At 67.3% G+C, this 19,852-nt stretch carries 18 protein-coding genes and 2 pseudogenes; 3 read left to right on the top strand and 17 right to left on the bottom strand.

Translation table 11 applies throughout. From position 1 onward, the window contains the following. Positions 1-4: 4 nt before the first annotated feature. Complete coding sequence (locus tag ASE50_RS16305) at positions 5-1,390, top strand: sensor histidine kinase (RefSeq protein WP_056403468.1); 1,386 nt, start codon at positions 5-7, stop codon at positions 1,388-1,390. A gap of 54 nt (positions 1,391-1,444) precedes the next feature. Continuing rightward, complete coding sequence (locus tag ASE50_RS16310) at positions 1,445-2,053, top strand: TetR/AcrR family transcriptional regulator (protein ID WP_056403055.1); 609 nt, start codon at positions 1,445-1,447, stop codon at positions 2,051-2,053. On the opposite strand, the gene ASE50_RS16315 is transcribed toward ASE50_RS16310, so the two are convergent. The 16 genes and pseudogenes from ASE50_RS16315 to gltX form a co-directional block, all read right to left on the bottom strand. Continuing rightward, complete coding sequence (locus ASE50_RS16315; RefSeq protein WP_056403056.1) at positions 2,030-2,608, bottom strand: biliverdin-producing heme oxygenase; 579 nt, start codon at positions 2,606-2,608, stop codon at positions 2,030-2,032. The two genes, ASE50_RS16310 and ASE50_RS16315, sit on opposite strands and share 24 nt — an antisense overlap. Before the next feature lie 82 nt (positions 2,609-2,690). Next, positions 2,691-4,382: a hypothetical protein gene (locus tag ASE50_RS16320; protein WP_056403059.1), complete on the bottom strand. Its 1,692-nt coding sequence runs from the start codon at positions 4,380-4,382 to the stop codon at positions 2,691-2,693. A gap of 45 nt (positions 4,383-4,427) precedes the next feature. Next, the gene (locus ASE50_RS16325) at positions 4,428-5,504 is read right to left on the bottom strand and encodes a protein-glutamate methylesterase/protein-glutamine glutaminase (RefSeq protein WP_056403062.1); all 1,077 of its coding nucleotides are present in this window, start codon (positions 5,502-5,504) and stop codon (positions 4,428-4,430) included. A 2-nt stretch (positions 5,505-5,506) separates the two neighbouring features. Then, the gene (locus ASE50_RS16330; RefSeq protein WP_056403064.1) at positions 5,507-6,355 is read right to left on the bottom strand and encodes a CheR family methyltransferase; all 849 of its coding nucleotides are present in this window, start codon (positions 6,353-6,355) and stop codon (positions 5,507-5,509) included. A 79-nt stretch (positions 6,356-6,434) separates the two neighbouring features. After that, the coding region (locus ASE50_RS19550; RefSeq protein ID WP_235512404.1) for a methyl-accepting chemotaxis protein at positions 6,435-7,302 on the bottom strand (868 nt) is incomplete at its 5' end. A gap of 1 nt (position 7,303) precedes the next feature. Beyond that, a pseudogene (locus tag ASE50_RS19555) lies at positions 7,304-8,475 on the bottom strand (HAMP domain-containing protein); the annotation flags it as partial. A gap of 79 nt (positions 8,476-8,554) precedes the next feature. Beyond that, positions 8,555-9,034 carry a chemotaxis protein CheW gene (locus ASE50_RS16340; protein ID WP_082439081.1) on the bottom strand — a complete coding sequence of 160 codons (480 nt, stop codon included), beginning with the start codon at positions 9,032-9,034 and terminating at the stop codon, positions 8,555-8,557. Next, on the bottom strand, positions 9,031-9,829 hold a 799-nt coding region (locus ASE50_RS19560; RefSeq protein ID WP_235512405.1), incomplete at its 5' end, for a methyl-accepting chemotaxis protein. The genes ASE50_RS16340 and ASE50_RS19560, both read right to left, overlap by 4 nt. Before the next feature lies 1 nt (position 9,830). Beyond that, positions 9,831-10,933 (bottom strand): annotated as a pseudogene (locus ASE50_RS19565) (HAMP domain-containing protein); the annotation flags it as partial. A 22-nt stretch (positions 10,934-10,955) separates the two neighbouring features. Beyond that, positions 10,956-11,480, bottom strand: a complete 525-nt coding sequence (locus tag ASE50_RS16350) for a chemotaxis protein CheW (protein WP_056403067.1) — start codon at positions 11,478-11,480, stop codon at positions 10,956-10,958. Next, positions 11,467-13,458 (bottom strand): chemotaxis protein CheA, encoded by a 1,992-nt coding sequence (locus ASE50_RS16355; RefSeq protein WP_414882364.1) that lies wholly within the window; start codon positions 13,456-13,458, stop codon positions 11,467-11,469. The genes ASE50_RS16350 and ASE50_RS16355 overlap by 14 nt, the downstream gene beginning before the upstream one ends. Beyond that, complete coding sequence (locus tag ASE50_RS16360; protein ID WP_055995518.1) at positions 13,458-13,826, bottom strand: response regulator; 369 nt, start codon at positions 13,824-13,826, stop codon at positions 13,458-13,460. Before ASE50_RS16360 ends, ASE50_RS16355 begins: the two co-directional genes overlap by 1 nt. Then, positions 13,823-14,098, bottom strand: coding sequence for an STAS domain-containing protein (locus tag ASE50_RS19775; protein WP_056403073.1), 276 nt, complete (start codon positions 14,096-14,098; stop codon positions 13,823-13,825). Before ASE50_RS19775 ends, ASE50_RS16360 begins: the two co-directional genes overlap by 4 nt. Positions 14,099-14,404: 306 nt before the next feature. Beyond that, positions 14,405-14,587: a hypothetical protein gene (locus ASE50_RS16370; protein WP_055997145.1), complete on the bottom strand. Its 183-nt coding sequence runs from the start codon at positions 14,585-14,587 to the stop codon at positions 14,405-14,407. A gap of 25 nt (positions 14,588-14,612) precedes the next feature. After that, positions 14,613-15,896, bottom strand: a complete 1,284-nt coding sequence (locus ASE50_RS16375; RefSeq protein WP_056403075.1) for a citrate synthase — start codon at positions 15,894-15,896, stop codon at positions 14,613-14,615. Between the two features lie 18 nt (positions 15,897-15,914). Next, positions 15,915-17,345: a glutamate--tRNA ligase gene (gltX, locus tag ASE50_RS16380; protein WP_056403078.1), complete on the bottom strand. Its 1,431-nt coding sequence runs from the start codon at positions 17,343-17,345 to the stop codon at positions 15,915-15,917. 64 nt (positions 17,346-17,409) lie between these two features. Here gltX and ASE50_RS16385 point away from each other — a divergent pair, with 64 nt between their 5' ends. Further along, positions 17,410-19,683 carry a ComEC/Rec2 family competence protein gene (locus ASE50_RS16385; RefSeq protein ID WP_235512406.1) on the top strand — a complete coding sequence of 758 codons (2,274 nt, stop codon included), beginning with the start codon at positions 17,410-17,412 and terminating at the stop codon, positions 19,681-19,683. On the opposite strand, the gene ASE50_RS16390 is transcribed toward ASE50_RS16385, so the two are convergent. Next, the gene (locus ASE50_RS16390) at positions 19,629-19,850 is read right to left on the bottom strand and encodes a hypothetical protein (RefSeq protein WP_055995508.1); all 222 of its coding nucleotides are present in this window, start codon (positions 19,848-19,850) and stop codon (positions 19,629-19,631) included. The genes ASE50_RS16385 and ASE50_RS16390 overlap by 55 nt on opposite strands. Between the last annotated feature and the right edge of the window lie 2 nt (positions 19,851-19,852).

The following is a 19,852-nucleotide window of genomic DNA, read 5'->3' on the forward strand; positions in this document are numbered from 1 at the left end:
CGATATGCGGTTAGGCGCGGCGCCCGCCATCGGGCGGCTGTCGGCGGACGGGCTGTTGCTCGACGCCGAACCGCGACTGGCCGATCTGAATCGCCGGGCCGGTGGCGGACAGGGGCGGGCGGTCGCGGTGCCGCAGATCGCCGCGCTGGTCCGGCTGGTCCGGCGGCTGGGCATTCCGCTGACCCGGGCGATCGTCGCTGCCGATGGCGATGACGACGTGACGCTGACGGTGCGTGCCGAACCCGACGAGCTCGGCATCCGGCTGGAGGTCAGCGGCTGGCAAGCGGGCGCGCCGTGGGAGGCCGTCCACGCCCCGCGCCGCGCCGCCGATTTCCTGCGCGCCGATGCCGACTGGATGTGGACGACCGATGCGGCGCTGCACCTGACCCATGTATCGGATCAGGCCGGGGACCGGTTCGGGTTCGATTCGCAGACGGTGCTGGGGCAGCCGATCACCCGCCTGTTTTCGCTGAGCGACGATGGCGAGGGCGGGTTTCCGATTCTCGGCGCGCTGGCGTCGCAGGCACGGTTCGACGGGCAGGAAGCGGGTATTCGCGGCACCCGGCACCGGGTCCGGCTGTCGGCGGTACCGGGGATCGACGCGCGCGGTCAGTTCGCCGGGTTCGACGGCGCGGTCCATGCGATCGATCCGCCGCCACCGGCCCCCTTCACGACGCCCGTGGGCGAGCCGAACACCGACCTGCCCGACGGGTTCAGCCGGCGGATCGGGCGGGCGCTGCGCCATCCGCTGGGGCGGATCATCGCCAATGCTGACAGCATGTCGGCGCAGGCCGATGGTCCGTTGCGCGACGACTATGTCGCCTATGCCGCCGATATCGCCAGTGCCGGCCGCCACCTGATGGGGCTGGTCGACGATCTGGAGGATTTGTCGGCGATCGAGCGGACCGATTTCGAGGTCGCGGACGAGGCGATCGACCTGGCCGATGTCGCGCGACGGGCGGCGGGATTGCTGGCGGTGCGGGCGGTGCAGGGCAATGTCCGGATCGATCGGCCGTCGTTTGACGATTCGCTGCCCGCGCATGGCGAGTTCCGGCGGGTGTTGCAGGTCATGGTCAACCTGATCGGCAATGCGGTGCGATATTCGCCGCCGACCGGCACGGTGTGGATCCGGCTGGAACGCGATGGCGACAATGCCTGCGTGATCGTCGCCGATCAGGGCAAGGGCATCGCCGCCGCCGATCACGAGCGCATCTTCGCGAAGTTCGGCCGGGTCGACCCGACCGAGGCGGGGGGCAGCGGCCTTGGCCTGTATATCGCGCGGCGGCTGGCACGGGCGATGGGCGGCGACATCCTGGTCGACAGTGCGCCGGGACAGGGCGCGCGGTTCGTGCTGGTGCTGCCGGGGCGGTTCGACGCGCCGGCGGGGTAAGAATGCGCCACTTTCGCGGTCGCTTCGCCCGCGTTCGATGCTATCACCCGCGCCATGGGACGCAGGTCGGATCACAGCCGCGCGGAGATCGAACGCATGCTGCTGGTCGAGGGGCATCGGCATCTGGCCGAGGTCGGGTTCGCACGGTTTTCGGCGCGTGAGGTCGCCAAGCGGATCGGCTATTCGATCGGCACGCTCTACAACGTCTTCGGCAGTTACGACCGGTTCGTCGTCGCGCTGAACACGCGAACCTTCGGCCTCTGGGCGAGGGATCTGGAGGCGATGCTGGCGGCGAGCGGCGGCGACCGCATCCGCTGTCTGGTCGAAAGCTATTTCGCGTTCGCGCGGACCAACCGCAATCTGTGGCTGGCAATCTATGACCATCATCTGCCCGGCGATTTCGTGTTGCCCGACGAAGATCACCGCCAGCGCGGCGAACTTACCCGGATCGTGATCCGCGAAATCGCGGCGGTGCTGCCAGCGGAAAAGGCACCGGAAGTGCCGCATCTCGCCCGCTCGTTGGTAGCGACCGTCCACGGCCATTGCATGTTCGACCTGACCGGCAGCTTCGCGCTGATGGGGGAGGCGGAGCCGGTCGAGATGGCGCTGGCCCGCGTGCGCGAGACGCTGGCCGTCGCGTCAGGCGAAGGCCGCCTCGGTTAGCGCACGGAACCGGGCGAAGGCGGCGCGCGCGGCATCGATCATGCGTGCCTCCTCCGCATCGGTCATCGCCGCAGCGTCGATCACGGCGATGAAGCGTCGCCAGTGCGCGGCGCGACCATCGGGATGGCCGGCAAGATGGCGCGCGCCATGATCGGCGTCGAAGCCGATGCGCTGCGCCGCCCGAATCAGGAACGCCGCGCCCAGCGACGATCCCTCGGCGACGTAGAGCCAGCCGAGTGCGGCGGGCAAGTCAGCCGGCACCGGATCGGCCTCGGGCAACGCGGGCGGCGGGAGTGCGACGTCGCGCAGATCGGCGGCGATCGCGGCGGAACGATCACGCTCGGCGAGATCGGGGATCAGCGCCCGCAAGGCCGGGTCGGCATGGAGCGGGGCGAGCGCGTCGTGAAACGCCTGCTGCACGCGCAGGAACCGGACATAGCGTTCGGGCGCGGCGAAGGGATCGAGCGCCATGATCCGCGCATCGAGCCGGTCGTGCAGGTCGGTGGTCGCGGTCTTCAGGCGTTGCGATCGGGTCGGGGGCACGGGGGTGGACACGCCCGCGCTCTAGCGGTTTCCCCGCGCCGGGGATAGCGGCCCGCTTGGGTGAGAAGCAGGCCGTGTCCGGTCAGATGGCTTCTCAGAACAGTCCGTCGTCGTCCTCGTCTTCCTCGACGACCGCGCTTGCGACCGCGAAGCCGGGGGGGACGTTCGCCGCGTGGATGTCGCGTTCCTGCGCCATGGTGTAGAGCGTGGCGATCTGCGGCAGCAGCGTGCCGAGCGTGTCCAGCGCGTCGTCGGACAGGTCGGGCGACAGCGTGCTGGCCGACAGCACGATCGCCGCCTGTCGCATCGTCGCGCCCAGCGCCAGTTCGGCACCGATCTCGTCGCCGGTGATGGTCAACAGTTCGATCAACTGCCGGGCGTCGTCGCCGCCTTCGCGCACCGCCATGTCGGTGCGCTGGCACCCCTCGCGGATGACGCTCAGCGCCTGGGCCAGCTTGGTACCCATGTCGCCCCCGATGCTATTGTCGCGCTTGGCGGCGAGCGCGGCGTTGACCTCGGCCAGTTCGTGGATCGGCTGGCCGATGCCGCGCATCGCGTTGCCGAGCGAATGGGCATAGATGTCCACCTCGCCCGCGACGACCGACACCGCCTTGCCCAGATCGCCATGGCGGCGGCACAGCAGCCGGGTGTTGGTGGCGATGTCCTGAACGTTGAACTGAACGCGCTGAAGATGTTCGAGGCGACCGGTCAGTTCGTCGACCGTTTCGGTTATGAGGCCCAGCATCGATGCCGAACGCTGGTCGGCTTCCTGCAACTGTCCGGTCAGGATCGCGATCTCGCCGACCGCCTGGTCGATCTGCATCAGGAATGGGCGGCCGTTGCTGCCGCCATCGTCCTCGATCAGGGTCAGCAGGCCGTGGGTGTCGGGCTGCAATGCCTTGAGCGACGCGACCAGCAGCGATGCGTCGCGGTCGAAATCGACCGAACTCGCCTCCAGCAGCGCGGCGAGCAGGTGGTGGACGACCCCGGTGACTTCCTCGTGCGCCGGTTCGGCGAGGGTCAGCCCGTCGAGCAGTTGCAGTGCCGAGACGACGTGTTCCACCCGCTGGCGGGTGCTGTCGCCGACCTGCAACGCGCCCAGCATCGTCGCGACGCGGCCCTGCACGGTGCGGGCGATCGACGCCACTTCGCGCGCCATGGCGGCGACATTGCCCAGATGGCCGTGCAATGCGTCGGCGTCGTGGGTCAGCCGCTTGGGCACGGCCGGCAGGATCTTCTTCGCCTCGGTCGCGAGCAGGCGGCCGGCCTGCTGCACGCTGCCGACGCTGCCCGACAATTCCTTCAGCTTGGCGAGGAAGCCTTCGAGATGTTCCTCGCCCGCCGCCAGCCGCTGGCCCATGTCGTTGACGAAGCCGACGAACGCGGCCTCGCCCGAGGCGGCGATCTTGATGTTCATGCCATAGATGTGGAGCACGCGCAGCGCCTGCCGCATGTCCATCACATGGTCGCGCAGCACGCGCGAGGCGGTGCCGAGGCGCGCCATGTCGGCTTCGCGTTCGGCCTGTACCACGGGCAGCGCGTCGAGCTGTCCGGCGACGTCCTTCAGCCGGGTGACGGCGATACCCGCGACGCTTTCGTCCAGTGCCCCGGTCACCCCCTCGATCGAGGTGATGATGCGGTCGATCGTGTCGATCGCGGTCGCGAGCGTCGTGCCGGCGCGGACGAAGCGCGCGTCCATGCTCGCCGCCATCAGGGCGAGCATCCGCTTCAGATCGGCTGCCTCGATCGTCATCGCCTGCGCCGTGTCGATCCGTAAATGCTGCATCACGTGGGTCCTAGGCGAGAGGGCGGCTGGGGGCGGTGGCAGCGATCATCGCGCCGTGGCCATCAGCAATTCGCGGGCAATATTATGAAGCGGTACGACCCGATCGGCGGCACCGCGCGCGATCGCTTCCTTGGGCATGCCGAACACGATCGAGGTCGCTTCGTCCTGTGCGAAAGTGCGGGCACCGGCCTGCTTCATTTCGAGCAGGCCGCGCGCGCCGTCGTCGCCCATGCCGGTCATGATGATCCCGACCGCGTTCGACCCGGCGTTGCGCGCGGCCGATCGGAACAGCACGTCGACCGACGGGCGATGGCGCGAGACCAGCGGCCCTTCGCGGACCGCCACGACATAGCGTGCGCCCTGCCGTTCGAGCAGGGTATGGCGCAGGCCGCCGGGTGCGATCAGCACATGGCCGCGCATCACCGTATCGCCGTCCTCGGCCTCCTTCACATCGACCTGGCACAGGCCGTTCAGCCGTTTCGCGAAGGCGCGGGTGAAGCTTTCGGGCATATGCTGGACGATGACGATGCCGGGCGAGTTGGCGGGCAGTGCCTCCAGCACCTCGCGCAGGGCCTCGGTCCCGCCGGTCGACGCGCCGATGCACACGACCATTTCGGTCGTGCGGCTCATCGCACGGCCGGTGGGCGGCGGCAGGACGGCATCGGCAGTGAGCTTTTCGGCAGGCGAACTGATACGGCCCGATGCGCTGCGCGACCGCAGCCGGGCGCGGGCCGCACCCTTCACCGTGTCGCGGATGCGCATCTTGGAATCGTTCAGGTGATCGGCGACGCCCAGGCGCGGTTTCAGGATGACGTCGACCGCGCCGGCTTCCAGTGCATGCAGCAGCGTTTCCGACCCTTCCTCGACCAGGGATGAGCACATCACCACGGGAATCGGCTTCTGGCTCATCAGCTTGCGCAGGAACGTCACGCCGTCCATGCGCGGCATTTCGACGTCGAGGGTGATGACGTCGGGTATTTCCTCCTGAATGTACCGCGCGGCGGCAAAGGGATCGGCGGCAGCGGCGATCACCTCGATCTCGGGGTCTTCGTTCAGAATGGCGGTCATCGCCTGGCGCACGCTGGCGCTGTCGTCGATCACAAGGACGCGGATCTTGGCCATGCTCAGTCCTTCGTGAAAACGGTGTAGGAAACGGTCGAGACCGGCAGGTCCATGCCGGCGATCGATTCCGAATGGCCGAGGAACAGGTAGCCGCCGGGACGCAGGCAGTCGCACAGCCGGCGCACCACCTTTTCCTGCGTCTCCTTGTCGAAATAGATCAGCACGTTGCGACAGAAGATGATGTCCATCGGCGAACCGACCGGGTAGCTGGCATCCATCAGGTTCAGCCGGGCGAAGCCGATCGCGGAGCGCAGCGCCGGCACGATCCGCGCCTGGGGCGACTGACGGTCGCGCGAGGTGGCGACATAGCGTTGCCGCAGGGTCGCCGGCACCGGTTCGACCAGCTCCGCCGGATAGATGCCGCGCCGCGCGGTTTCGAGCACGGCGGTATCGATGTCGGTGGCGAGGATGCCATACTCCACGCCGGTCTTCTGCGCGAACTGGTCCAGCACCATCGCCATCGTGTACGGTTCGGCCCCGGTCGAACAGGCGGCGCTCCACGCCCGGATGCGACGCTGGCCGGTATCGGCCAGGGTCGGCAGCGCGGTGTGCGCCATGAAGTCGAAATGCCCCGGTTCACGGAAGAAGTCGGTCTTGTTCGTGGTCACCGCGTTGATGAGGTGGGTCATCTCGTCGGGGTGCGCGCTGCCGTCGAACAGATGATCGCAATAGGCATCCAGCGTGTCGATATGGACCTCGCGCATCCGCCGTTGCAACCGGCCCTGCAACATGGTCGCCTTGCTGGGGGGCATCTTGATCCCCGTCTTGTCGAAGATCAGCGCCGACAGCCGCGCGAATTTAGATGGGCTCAGTCGATCCTGATCGGGAGAGAGGGCGGGCAGTGCGGACATCGGGCAGGTTCCAATCGATCGACGTGGCGGCGACGGTCACGTCGTCAGCTCCGGGGGCGGGCAAGGCGCAGGGCGGCGGTTATGCCGCCCGGCTGAAATCGGCGTCTTCGGCATCGCTGCCGCCCTGCGACAGATCGAGTGCGAAGCCACGGACGCGGGACTGCTGCTCGGCGATGTTGCCGCCACGCGCCTTGACCGGTGCCTTGGGCGTCTTCGCCTTGCCCTTGGCCGGTGCGCGTCGCGCGGGAGCCGTCGCCACGGTCGCGGGTGCCTTCGCGGGGCCATCGGCCCGTTGGAAGAAGGCGATGCTGGTCTGCAGTTCCTCCGCCTCGTTCGCCAGTTCATCGGCGGTCGACGAAATCTGGTCGGATGCCGATGCGTTCTGCTGCGTCACCTGATCGAGCTGTTGCAGCGCCTGGTTGATCTGCGACGCACCGATATCCTGTTCACGGCACGCCGCGCTGATTTCGGACACCAGTTCGGCGGTCCGACGGATATCGGGGACCAGCCTGGTCAGCATCTCGCCGGCCTGCGCCGCTGCCTGCACCGTGTCGCCCGACACTTCGCTGATCTCGGCGGCAGCGGTCTGGCTGCGTTCGGCCAGCTTGCGGACTTCGGATGCGACGACCGCGAAGCCGCGACCATGTTCGCCGGCCCGTGCCGCTTCGACCGCCGCGTTCAGCGCCAGCAGGTCGGTCTGGCGGGCGATTTCCTGCACGATGCCGATCTTCTGGGCGATCGTCCGCATCGCTGAGACGGCGCGGTCGACCGCGACACCGCTGGCCTCAGCGTCCTTCGACGACTGGCGCGCGATCTTTTCGGTCTGGGCGGCATTGTCGGCATTCTGTTTGATGTTGGCCGCCATCTGCTCCATCGACGCCGATGCTTCCTCGGCCGCCGCCGCCTGTTCGGTCGCGCCCTGGCTCACCTGTTCCGACGATGCCGACNTTGATGTTGGCCGCCATCTGCTCCATCGACGCCGATGCTTCCTCGGCCGCCGCCGCCTGTTCGGTCGCGCCCTGGCTCACCTGTTCCGACGATGCCGACAGCTGCTGGCTGCCCGAGGCGACCTGGTCGGAGGCGGATGCCACTTCGCTCGCGAATTTCGACAGATTGTCGACCAGACGGTTGATGGCGTCCTTCATCCGCTGATGATCGCCCTCGCACGCGATCTCGACCCGGCCGGTCAGGTCGCCGGTGCTGACGCGGTCCAGCACGCGATTGCCCTCGGCGATCGGCAGGATGATCGCGTCGAGCATCCCGTTGATGCCGGCGATGATGGCGGCATAGTCCCCGGCGAACCGCGCGGCGTTGCCGCGTTCGTTCAGCCGACCGGCGGTTGCCGCGCCGATCAGGCGACGGATTTCGCCGGAGATTTCCTTGAAATTGCTGCGCAGCGTTTCGATGGTTTCGTTGATGAAGGCTTTCTTGCCGGGGAAGGGTTCGAGCGTCGCTTCGAAATCGCCCTCGCCGAACGCCTTGAGGCAGGCCATCGCCTTTTTCTTCACCGCGATATGGCCGGCGACCATGGTATTGATGCCGATCGCCATCGTGCGGAAGTCGCCGGGGAATTTGTCGGCAGCGACCTGCACGTCGATGTCGCCGCGATCATGTTCGGCCGACATGTGGTTCATTTCGGTGATCAGCATGCGCAGATTGCCACGCAACGTTTCGATCGTGTCGTGGATGAACGCCTTCTTGCCCGGCAGGCGATCGAACGGCGCATCGAAATGGCCGTTCGCCAGCTCGCGAACGCAGCCCAGCGCCGCCTTCTTCGTATCGATATGCGCACCGACCAGCCGGTTCACCTGGCTCGCGATGTGGCCGACATCGCCGGGAAAGGCATCGGTCATCAGCATCACGTCGATGTCGCCGCGATCATGCTCCGCCAGAACATGCGTCACCGCCGCATCGAGCCGGGAAACGGGGGCGAGCGCGGCGTCGAGCAACGCGTTGACCGCCGCCAGCATGTCGCGCGCCTCGTCCGTCGCCGCATCCTCGCGCAGCCGTTGCGACAGGTCGCCGGCGGCGATGGAACGGGTCAGGGCGTGGATCTCCGCAATCGCCGTGGCGGGCCGGGCGGAACGCTTGAACTGCGCGAACATCGACATGATAGGCATCCTCTGATCTGTTTTCGGGTTTATGGGTGGATCGCCGGCCGTGTCGCATCCCGCCTTCGGATGCGACGCGGTGCCGGGGTCAGGCTGCGGCGGCGAGGGTCGCGATCGCGGGGTCGTCGTTGGAAAAAATTTCCGCCGTGTCGATGATGACGACGAAGCCGTCGGCTTCGCGAACCACCCCCTCGATATAGTCGGACCGCCAGCGCATCCCGACATCGGGTGCGGATTCCAGCCGATCGCGTTCGAAGGTCGCGACCGCGATCACCCGGTCGACCACCAAACCGAGCGCGAGCGTCCGGTCGGGCAGGGCGACGTCGACGATCAGCACGCGGGTGGCCAGCGTCGGTTCGACCGGCGACAGGCCGAGCCGGGTGCGCAGGTCGACCATCGGCACCCCCTGACCCCGCACATCGGTCAGGCCCAGCATCCATGCCGGTCCGCCGGGTACGCGAAAGGCGGGCGTATAATCAAGGATCTCGCGGACCATGGTCACGGAGACCGCGAACACCTCTTCCCCCAGGCCGAAGGTGACGACCTGCACCGGTGCCGCGCCGGTCATGCCGCGCGTCCGAAGGCGGCGTCGTCCCCGTCCGGCCCGCCCTGCATCAGGTCGAGCGCGAAGCCACGGGCGCGGGCCTGCTGGTCGGCGACCGAGTTCGCCTTGGCCTTTGCCTTGGCTTTCGGTGCGGGTGCCGTCTTGGCCTTTGCGGATTTGGTCGGGGCGGGGCGCTTCGTCGCCGCGACCGAACCATCGTCGATCCGGAAGAAAGCGATGCTCGACTGCAGTTCCTCCGCCTGTCCGGCCAGTTCCTCGGAGGTCGAGGTGATCTGTTCGGATGCCGATGCGTTCTGCTGCGTCACCTGATCCAGCTGTTGCAGCGCCTGGTTGATCTGCGACGCACCGATATCCTGTTCGCGGCAGGCCGCGCTGATTTCGGACACCAGTTCGGCGGTCCGGCGGATGTCGGGGACCAGCCTGGTCAGCATCTCGCCGGCCTGCGCCGCTGCCTGCACCGTGTCGCCCGATACCGCGCTGATCTCGGCCGCCGCGGTCTGGCTGCGTTCGGCCAGCTTGCGGACTTCCGAAGCGACGACCGCGAAGCCGCGACCATGCTCGCCGGCCCGGGCTGCTTCGACCGCCGCGTTCAGCGCCAGCAGGTCGGTCTGGCGGGCGATTTCCTGCACGATGCCGATCTTCTGGGCGATGGTCCGCATCGCGCCGACGGCGCGTTCGACCGCGACACCGCTGGCCTCGGCGTCCTTCGACGACTGGCGCGCGATCTTTTCGGTCTGGGCGGCATTGTCGGCATTCTGTTTGATGTTGGCCGCCATCTGCTCCATCGACGCCGATGCTNGCGTCCTTCGACGACTGGCGCGCGATCTTTTCGGTCTGGGCGGCATTGTCGGCATTCTGTTTGATGTTGGCCGCCATCTGCTCCATCGACGCCGATGCTTCCTCGGCCGCCGCCGCCTGTTCGGTCGCGCCCTGGCTCACCTGTTCCGACGATGCCGAAAGCTGCTGGCTGCCCGCCGCGACATTGTCGGCGGCGCCGCTCGCATCGCCGACCACGCCGCGCAGCCGCTCGACCATCGACACCATCGCATGGCCCAGCTGGTCCTTGTCGGACAGCGGCGTGTGATCGACGGTCAGGTCGCCCTTGGCGATCGTGTCGGCCAGCGTCGCCGACTTGCGCAGGGCAACCGTCATGCGATTGACGGTATCGACCAGATCCTTGATCTCGTCGTTGCTGGTAACGGTCACTTCATTGTCGAGGTCGCCGGTAGCAACCGCGTCCAGCGCGACACTGACCCGCTTCAGACCACGCGACACGATCATGCTGATCCACAGCGCGCCACCGATGGCGATCAGGACGGCAATCACCGCCGCGGTCAGCAGCATCGTGCGAGCGCCGCTGTAGGCCGCTTCGGTCTCAGCCCGCGATTCGGCCATCTTCTCAGTGCTGCGCTGAATGAGAACGTCCAGCGACGCCGACATCCTCTTCATCAGTTCGCGCGACGTCGTCAGCGTCATACGGGCTGCGTCGGCATCGTTGTTGGCCAGTGCGAGCGTCCGGATCTTGGCGTTGACGCCCTTGTACTCCTGCCAGTTCGCGTCGACCTTCGCCCAGTCCGGCCTGGACCGTTCGGCGGTTTTCTGGATCGCGACCGCGATCATCTGATCGAGCTGGGCAACCTTTGCGACCGATTCCTGATCGAGCTGACCGACAAACGTCATGTCATCGCTCAGCGCCATGTTCTTTTCGAGACGCAGCAGTTCGTTGAGCGTGACCTTGATCGTCAGGTTGCGGTTCTGGCGCGACACCGGACCGTCGATGAGTTCGACGAAACTCTGGTTCATCGTCCCCATCTTGGTGATACCGATGGTAACCACCGCCAGCAGCAGGGCGATCATCACTCCGAAAGTGACGCCGAGCTTCATCTTCAACGTTGCACGCATGATTCTATCCCCCCCTTAGGGATCAGTGAATGGATGAAGCGACGGCATGGTCGCGGGTAATCGATTGGAAGATCGCGGTAAGGTCGGGCAGCACGACGATGTCGTCGTCGCCGTGCCGGACCAGCGAGCGGACATGCTCACGCCGCCAGCGCAGACCGACGACCGGCGCGGTCTCGCTGCTGGTCGCCGCGAAGGTCGCGACTTCGTGCACCTTGTCGGTGCGCAGGCCGATGATCGTCGGTACGCCGTCGAGCTCGATTTCGATGACGACGATCCGGCTGTCCTTGGTCGAGGTCGACACGTCCATACCGAACGCCGGATGCAGGTCAGCCAGCGGGATGATCCGCCCGCGAAAGTTGATGACGTTGCCGACCAGCGCCGGCGCACCCGGCACCCGCGTTTCGGGCATCATGTCGAGGATTTCGCGGACCAGCACCGCTTCGAGGGCGAAGCTCTGTCCGCCGAGGTCGAAGACCAGCACTTCGAGCTGATCGTCGCTGTTCCATGGGACCAGGCCGGCGGCCTGGTGGTTCTCAACCGGCTGCACGCAGCGTCTCCTCACGAGGCTGGCCGAGCGCGATGAGCTGGGCGATGTCGAGGATCAGCGCGACCTCGCCATCGCCGAGGATCGTCGCGCCGGCAAAGGTGGCGGCGTCGCGGTGGAGCGCCGACATCGGCTTGATGACCGTCTGATGATTGCCGATGATCTGGTCGACGACGAGGCCGACCCGGCCCTGCGGCGTCGATACGACGACGATCTTCTGGAACGGATCGGGGCGGGTATCGGTGGCGAACATCTCGCGCAAGCGCAGGAACGGGACCAGCTTTTCTCGCAGGGTGATGAGGCTGCGACCGCGATGGCGCAGATCGTCCTCCAGCGACAGTTCGATACATTCCTCGACTGCGGTCAGCGGAATGACGTAGCGGCCTGTGCCGACGCGCACGAGCAGACCGTCGATGATCGCCAGCGTCAGCGGAATGCGTAGCGCGATCAGCGATCCTTCGCCCTCGGTCGACTGTACGTCGATCGATCCGCGCAGGCCCTCGATCGTCCGCTTCACCACGTCCATGCCGACACCGCGGCCCGACAGGCTGGTAACGGTCGCGGCGGTCGAGAAACCCGGCGCGAAGATCATCTGGAGCAGGTCGTGGTCGCTCAGCGCCTGATCGGGCTGGATCAGGCCGTTCGCCTCTGCCTTGGCACGGACGCGGGCCCGGTTGATGCCACGGCCGTCGTCGCGGATGGTGATGACGACCTCGCCCCCGGCCTGATGCGCGGCGAGCTTGACCGAACCGGCGGCGGGCTTGCCGGCGGCGACCCGGTCGTCGGGCGTTTCGAGGCCATGGTCGCAGCTGTTGCGGACCAGATGGACCATCGGGTCGAACAGGCGTTCGATCACGGTCTTGTCGACTTCGGTCGCTTCGCCGGCGGTGTCGAATTCGATCGTCTTGCCGGTGTCGCGCGCCAGATCGTGGATCAGGCGGCGGAAGCGCGAGAACAGCGATCCGACCGGTACCATGCGCATCACCATCATCGTGTCGCGCAATTCGCCGGCAAGCCGTTCGATCTCTTCGGAAACCGATCGCAGCACCAGATCCTGACCCCGGTTGGCGCATTGCGACAGGCGGCTCTGGGCGATCACCAGTTCGCCGACCCGGTCCATCAGCGCGTCGAGACGCCCGGCGGGGACGCGCACGCTTTCCTCGGCCCTGGCGGTCGAGCGGGCGGCGGGGGTGTCGGCGGGCGGTGCGATGGCGACCGTGGACGCGATGGCGACGATCTCCTCGGCGACCGGCGCTTCGGCGATCGGGGCGGCGTCGGCCGGCGCGTCGTCGGTACCCTCCACGGCGAGCGGCTCGATCGCCAATGCCATGTCGTCCATCACGAAGATGAAGACATCCTCGATATCGTCGCGCTTGACGTCGCCGATCAGCGTCACGTTCCAGCCGACATGGCATTCGGTCGGGACCAGCGTCGACAGCGGCGGGACCTTGTCGGTCGTGGCGACGATGGTGCAGTCGCCCAGTTCGCGCAGTTCGTCGAGCAGCATCAGCGGGTTGGTGCCGTTGGCCATCGCATCGACCGGCAGGCTGAACGCGATCTGCCACCCGGTTCCGGTCGGTGCCTTTGCGGGGGCGGGGGCGGGGGCGGTGCCCGATGCTGCGTCGATCGCCTGTTGCAGGCGGGCGAGGATCGCGTCGCCCTCGGCAGCGGGTGCGTCGCCGTCGACCAGCGCGCGCATATGGTCCTGCGCCGACAGGATGACCGAGACGAGTCCGGCGGTGGCGGGGACCTGTCCTTTACGAACGCGGTCGAACGCGGTTTCGCAGTGGTGGGTGAAGCCGGCGAGGGCGTCGAAGCCGAACATCGCGCCCGAGCCCTTCAGCGTATGCAGCCCGCGAAACACGGCGTTGACGAGGTCCAAGTCGTCCAGCCGGTGGCCTAGGTCGAGCAACCCCTGTTCGACCTGATCGAGCACCTCGCCGGCCTCCACGCGAAAGGCGGCGATCGGATCGTCGGCCATCACCGGCCCAGCACCTTGCGGGCGATCTTGACCAGCTGATCGGGGACGAACGGCTTGACCAGCCAGCCGGTGGCACCGGCGGCCTTGGCCTGATTCTTCATCTCCGGATCGGATTCGGTGGTCAGGAAGATGATCGGCACCCCGGCCTGCGCCGGCTGCTTGCGCAGTTCGCGGATCATCGACAGCCCGTCCATGTTGGGCATGTTCAGATCGGTGACGATCATGTCGAACTTGGTCGCGGTCGCCTTGGCCAGACCTTCCACACCGTCGCCGGCCTCGGTGACCGTGTAGCCGGCACCGGACAGGGCGATGCGGATCGCCATGCGCAGGCTAGCGGAATCATCGACGGCGAGGATCGAGGCGGTCATTGCAGGGATACTCCGTGAAACCAGAAATCATGATCGGCAGCCGGCATCGGTGCGTCGGCGAAGCCGGCACGGCGCAGCAGGGCGGTGAGCGCGTCGTTGGCCGGCGCGGCAAGACGGACGGTGCCGCCATGCAGCCGGGCCTCCACACGCAGGCTTTCGATCAGCTGCAGGACGCTGAGGTCCGGGGCAGCCAGATCGGCGACGTCGAGGACGATGTCCCCGTCCGGTGGAAGAACGCGCAGTTCATCGGCGACGGCACCGATATTGGCCATCGACAAGTTGGCGGGTACGCAAAAAGCAGAGGTCATTCGATCTTGCCCCCAGTAGAGCTGCCGATTTCTCTGACAGACGGGGATTAAGATCGATTTAAGTACGCGGGTGCCCGATAAATTTCCGGTTGACCAACGGTAACGTTCGGGCGGTAGTCGGACGTCGGGCGGAGAGGTTGCCCGTGACTTGCGGCGTCGGGGTTGGTCGCGGGCGGCGATCATCGATGTGGGAAAGGCGCGCGCCGGTCGATGTTCGGGGCCGGCATGGATCGATCGGACCCGGGCGCGCCGCGCCCGAGTCGATGCGGCTTATCGGCCGGGCAGTCGCCGTGCGATGAGGACCAGCAGGAAGCCGAGCGCGGCGACGACCGATCCGGTGACGACCCACAGATACTGGTCGATCATGAACGAGCTGGCGGGCCAGCGGATGATCCCCATCCCCTGACCCAGCCAGAATAGCCCGACGAACGCGAGGATCGCACCAACGATCATCACTACGCGCCGGACGATGCGCATCTCAGCGCTGCCCCACCGGCACGTAATCGCGCTGTGCGGGACCGGTGTAGAGCTGACGCGGACGGCCGATCTTCTGTTCGGGGTCCGAAATCATCTCGTTCCACTGCGCGACCCAGCCGACGGTGCGGGCAAGCGCGAACAGCGCGGTGAACATGGTGGTCGGGAAGCCGATCGCCGACAGGATGACGCCCGAATAGAAGTCGACGTTCGGGAACAACTTCTTTTCGATGAAGTAATCGTCCGACAGCGCCAGTTCCTCGAGCCGCAGTGCGGTTTCGAAGACCGGATCGTTGACGCCGAGCGATTCGAACACTTCGCGCACCGTCTTCTGCATCACGGTCGCACGCGGATCGTAATTCTTGTAGACGCGGTGACCGAAGCCCATCAGGCGGAACGGATCGTCCTTGTTCTTGGCACGGGCGATATATTCCGGAATGCGTTCCGGCGTGCCGATCTCGCGCAGCATGTTGAGCGCGGCTTCGTTGGCCCCGCCATGCGCCGGACCCCACAGGCAGGCGATGCCGGCGGCCATGCAGGCGAACGGATTGGCCCCCGACGAACCGGCCAGACGCACGGTCGAGGTCGACGCATTCTGTTCGTGATCGGCGTGGAGGATGAAGATGCGGTCCAGCGCCTTTTCGACGACCGGGTTCACTTCATACTTTTCGGCCGGCACGCCGAAGGTCATCTTCAGGAAGTTGCCGGTGTAGCTGAGCGAATTGTCGGGATACTGGAACGGCTGCCCGACGCTGTACTTGTACGCCATCGCCGCGATCGTCGGCATCTTGGCGATCAGACGGTGCGACGCGATCGTCCGCTGGACCGGATCGGTGATGTCGGTCGAGTCATGGTAGAATGCCGACAGCGCGCCCACTACGCCGCACATGATCGCCATCGGGTGCGCGTCCCGACGGAAGCCGCGATAGAAGGTCGCGAGCTGTTCGTGCAGCATCGTGTGGCGGGTGATCGTGTTGGTGAAATTGCCCAGTTCGTCGCCCGACGGCAGTTCGCCGTTCAGCAGCAGATAGGCGACTTCCATGAACGACGATTCTTCGGCCAGTTGCCCGATCGGATAGCCGCGGTGCAGCAGCACGCCTTCGTCGCCATCGATATAGGTCAGCGCCGAATCGCAGCTGGCGGTCGACGTGAAGCCCGGATCGTAGGTGAACGCGCCGGTCTGCGCATATAGCTTGCGGATATCGACGACGTCGGGGCCGATGGTGCCCGATCGCACCGAAAATTCGACGTCCTTGCCCGCGACCTGCAGTTTAGCGTTATCGGCCATCTGGCGTCTCCTGTTAGGTTATGCGGCCGGTTTGGCCATCTGGTCTTCGATGCGGCCGAGGCTCTCTTCGCGGCCCAGCAGGGCCAGCACGTCGAAAATCCCCGGTGAGGTGCGCGAACCCGTCAGCGCGGCGCGAAGCGGTTGCGCGGCGGCACCCAGCTTCAACCCCGCTGCCTCCGCCACCTCGCGTACCGCAGCTTCGATCGTCTCCGTATCCCATGCTGCGAGTGCGTCAAGCTTGGCGTGCAACTGCGTCAGGATCGCCCGTGCCTCGGGCGTCAGCAGCGTGGTCGCCCCATCGTCCATCGCCAGCGGGCGCGACCTGAAAAAGAAGGCGGCATTGGCGGCCAGTTCGTTGATGTCGGCGGCGCGGACCTTCAACACCGGCATGGCGCGCTGCAACAGGTCACGGTCGATCCCGTCGGGCAACCGCTCCGCGACGAGCGTGGCCAGGCGGGCATCGTCGGCCTCGCGGATGTAATGGCCGTTGAGGTTCAGCAGCTTCTTCGTATCGAAACGGGACGGCGAACGTCCGACGCCCGACAGGTCGAACACCTCGGTCGCACGCTCGCGGCTGATGATCTCCTCGTCACCATGCCCCCAGCCGAGACGCAGCAGATAGTTGTTCAGCGCCTCGGGCAGCACGCCCAGTTCGTCGCGATAGGCTTCCACACCCAGCGCGCCGTGGCGCTTCGACAGCTTGGCCCCGTCCGCACCGTGGATCAGCGGCACATGGGCATAGACCGGATCGGGCCAGCCGCCTTCGACCGCGTCCATCGCGCGGATCAACGCGAGCTGGCGAAAGGCGTTGTTGAGATGATCGTCGCCGCGAATGACGTGCGTCACGCCCATGTCGTGATCGTCGACAACGACCGCGAGCATATAGGTCGGCGTACCGTCCGATCGAAGCAGTACGAAATCGTCGAGCTCGGCATTGGCGACGGTGACCTCGCCCTGCACCTGATCGGCGATCGTGACCGACCCTTCCTTGGGTGCCTTCAGACGGACGACGAACGGCGCACCCGCAGGGGCGTCCTCGGCCGCGCGGTCGCGCCAGCGGCCGTCGTAACGGATCGGCCTGCCGGCGGCGCGCTGTTCCTCGCGCAACGCCGTCAGTTCCTCAGGCGTGGCATAGCAGCGATAGGCATGGCCGGCGTCGAGCAACTGGCGGGCGACGGCGGCATGGCGATCGGCGCGTGCGAACTGGAACACGGCATCGCCGTCCCAGTCGAGGCCGAGCCAGCGCATCCCCTCAAGGATCGCATCGATCGCCGGCTGGGTCGACCGCGCGCGATCGGTATCCTCGATCCGCAGCAGGAAACGACCGCCATGGCGACGGGCATAGAGCCAGTTGAACAACGCGGTGCGTGCGCCGCCGATATGGAGAAAGCCGGTCGGCGACGGCGCGAAACGGGTGACGACAGGCGTCGCGGAAGTGGTTGCGCCCAAGCGCGGATGCTCCCAGAAATCGGGTGGAACAGATATGGCAAGCTCAGCCGCGAACGCCCCTAGCATGGCACCCCGCCTGCTTCAAACCACGCACGTCGGGGCTGGGTTCCTCGCCGCGCTGGAACGCTTTGCCGAGGCGGAGCGGGGGCAATTGCCGCTGTGGATGCCGGTCGCGCTGGGGTCGGGCATCGCGGCGTGGTTCGTGCTGCCGGGGCCGGCGGCGTGGGCGGCGGTGCTGCTGGCCGGGCTGGCGGTGGCACTGGCCGGACTGGTCGTGCCATGGGGGACGCGGACGGCGCGGGCGATCACCATCGGCGGATTGCTGGTGATGCTGGGCTGCGGGTTGATCTGGTGGCGGGCGGAACGGGTCGCGGCACCGGTGCTGGCCCGGCCGGTCGTCACGGCGTTCGAGGCGCGGGTCGAGCGGGTCGAGCCGCTCCCGGCAAGGGAATTGGTAAGGCTGACGCTGGCACCGATCTCCCTGGCTTCCCTTCCTGGAAGGGAGGGGTTGGGGGTGGGTAGGGTTCCGCCTGGCGCGGCGTCCCGGTCTCTCGCGGGCCAACCCACGCCTAGCCCCTCTTTTCCAGACAGGGGAGGATTGCCGCCGCGTATCCGCGTCAACATCGCCCAGGCTGACCTGCCGTCCGGTATCACGCCGGGAGCCACTATCGCCTTGCGCGCCCGGCTGATGCCGCCACCGACCGCGGCACTGCCCGGTGCCTATGACTTTGCGCGGACCGCGTGGTTTCAGGGGATCGGCGCGACCGGACGCGGTTTCGCGCCGATCCGGGTCGTCGCGCCGGGCGATCCGGGCAATGCCGCGCTGCGTTCGACGCTGACCGGCCATATCGTCGCACGCGTCGATGGCAGCGAGGGCGGGATCGCCGCCGCGTTCGTGACCGGCGACCGCGGCTCGATCGCCGAAGCCGATGCCGAAGCGATGCGGCGCTCGGGCCTCGCCCATCTGCTGTCGATCAGCGGGCTGCACGTGACGGCGGTGGTCGTCGGTACGATGACGCTGGTGCTGAAGCTGTTGGCGCTGTTCCCGCCGATCGCCCTGCGGTGCCGGCTGCCGGTCGTGGCAGCAGGGGCGGGGGCGATGACCGCGCTCGCCTATACCTGGCTTTCGGGGGCGGACGTGCCGACGGTGCGATCGTGTATCGCCGCGCTGCTGGTGCTGGCCGCGCTGTCGCTGGGGCGGGAAGCGATCACGCTGCGGCTGATCGCGACGGGCGCGTTGCTGGTGCTGCTGGTCCTGCCCGAATCACTGGCGGGTCCGAGTTTCCAGCTGAGTTTCGCTGCCGTCACCGCGATCGTCGCGCTGCACGAACATCCTCGCGTCCATCGCTGGTTCCTGCAACGCGACGAAGCGGTCTGGCGGCGGTTCGCGCGCAGTCTCGGCTCGCTGCTGCTGACCGGCCTGCTGGTCGAGGCGGCGTTGATGCCGATCGGCCTGTATCATTTCCACAAGGCCGGGCTGTACGGTGCGCTCGCCAATATCGTGGCGATCCCGCTGACGACCTTCGTCACCATGCCCTTGGAGGCGCTGGCGCTGCTGCTCGATCTCGGCGGGCTGGGCGCGCCGGCATGGTGGGTGGTCGAGCGGTCGCTGGCGCTGCTGCTGTGGATCGCCCGGACGGTGGCGGCGGCACCGGGGTCGGTCGCGGCGTTGCCCGCGATGCCGGACGGTGCGTTCGCGCTGATGGTGGCCGGCGGCCTGTGGATCGCATTGTGGCGCACGGCCATCCGGCGCTGGGGTCTGGTGCCGCTGGCGATCGGTGGGCTGTGGGCGTTGGCGACGCCCGCACCCGACCTGCTGGTGACCGGCGACGGACGGCATCTGGCGCTGGCGACGCCGGCCGGCGGCATGGCGATCCTGCGCGACCGGGCGGGCGATTATGTCCGATCGACTTTGGGCGAAGGCGGCGGTGTCGAGGGCACATTGCCGCCATTGTCGGAGCAGCCGGGCGTGAAATGCAGCGCCGATCTGTGCATCGCCACCCGGCAGGCGGGCGACCGGCGCTGGACAATCGTCGCCACCCGCAGCGGCTATGCGGTGCCATGGGCGGAACTGGTCGCCGCCTGCCGCCGCGCCGACATCGTGGTCAGCGACCGGCGTCTGCCCGCCGCCTGCACCCCGCGCTGGCTGAAGCTCGACCGGACGACGCTCGCCGGCACCGGCGGAGTGGCCATATCGCTGGCCGACGCTCGGGTGACGACGGTGCGGGGCGGCGGGCGGCATCCATGGGAGGTGCCGCAGACGATCGCGCCGCCGCGTCCGCCCTATCGTGAACGGCGAAACGGGCGAAAGGGCGGGGTTTCCGACGCCTTGCGATGATCGTTGATCGCGACGCGCGCGCAGACGAAGGCGAACCACGCGATCAGCATTCCACCGAGCACGAACGCCCATGGCATCGGCAGCTTCGGGCCGAACAGCGCAAGGATCGGCAGCAACGCCGCCGACCGCACCACGGCGCTCCGTCCGGTCCAGTTCCGCCCGATCATGG

Origin of the sequence: Sphingomonas sp. Leaf5 (genome assembly GCF_001421155.1) — a bacterium.
Classification (GTDB): domain Bacteria; phylum Pseudomonadota; class Alphaproteobacteria; order Sphingomonadales; family Sphingomonadaceae; genus Sphingomonas.

Bases quoted from the DNA above. Each gene is read 5' to 3' on its own strand.
- ASE50_RS16320 (WP_056403059.1), bottom strand. From the start codon at position 4,382: ATGCAGCATTTACGGATCGACACGGCGCAGGCGATGACGATCGAGGCA.
- ASE50_RS16375 (WP_056403075.1), bottom strand. From the start codon at position 15,896: ATGGCCGATAACGCTAAACTGCAGGTCGCGGGCAAGGACGTCGAATTT.
- ASE50_RS16340 (WP_082439081.1), bottom strand. From the start codon at position 9,034: ATGACCGGCGCGGCACCGGTGCAGGTCGTCACCTTCGGCCTGGGGGAA.
- ASE50_RS16325 (WP_056403062.1), bottom strand. From the start codon at position 5,504: ATGGCCAAGATCCGCGTCCTTGTGATCGACGACAGCGCCAGCGTGCGC.
- ASE50_RS19775 (WP_056403073.1), bottom strand. From the start codon at position 14,098: ATGGCCAATATCGGTGCCGTCGCCGATGAACTGCGCGTTCTTCCACCG.
- ASE50_RS16360 (WP_055995518.1), bottom strand. From the start codon at position 13,826: ATGACCGCCTCGATCCTCGCCGTCGATGATTCCGCTAGCCTGCGCATG.
- ASE50_RS16385 (WP_235512406.1), top strand. From the start codon at position 17,410: ATGGCACCCCGCCTGCTTCAAACCACGCACGTCGGGGCTGGGTTCCTC.
- ASE50_RS16355 (WP_414882364.1), bottom strand. From the start codon at position 13,458: ATGGCCGACGATCCGATCGCCGCCTTTCGCGTGGAGGCCGGCGAGGTG.
- ASE50_RS16390 (WP_055995508.1), bottom strand. From the start codon at position 19,850: ATGATCGGGCGGAACTGGACCGGACGGAGCGCCGTGGTGCGGTCGGCG.
- ASE50_RS16310 (WP_056403055.1), top strand. From the start codon at position 1,445: ATGGGACGCAGGTCGGATCACAGCCGCGCGGAGATCGAACGCATGCTG.
- ASE50_RS16330 (WP_056403064.1), bottom strand. From the start codon at position 6,355: ATGTCCGCACTGCCCGCCCTCTCTCCCGATCAGGATCGACTGAGCCCA.
- ASE50_RS16370 (WP_055997145.1), bottom strand. From the start codon at position 14,587: ATGATCGTTGGTGCGATCCTCGCGTTCGTCGGGCTATTCTGGCTGGGT.
- ASE50_RS16305 (WP_056403468.1), top strand. From the start codon at position 5: ATGCGGTTAGGCGCGGCGCCCGCCATCGGGCGGCTGTCGGCGGACGGG.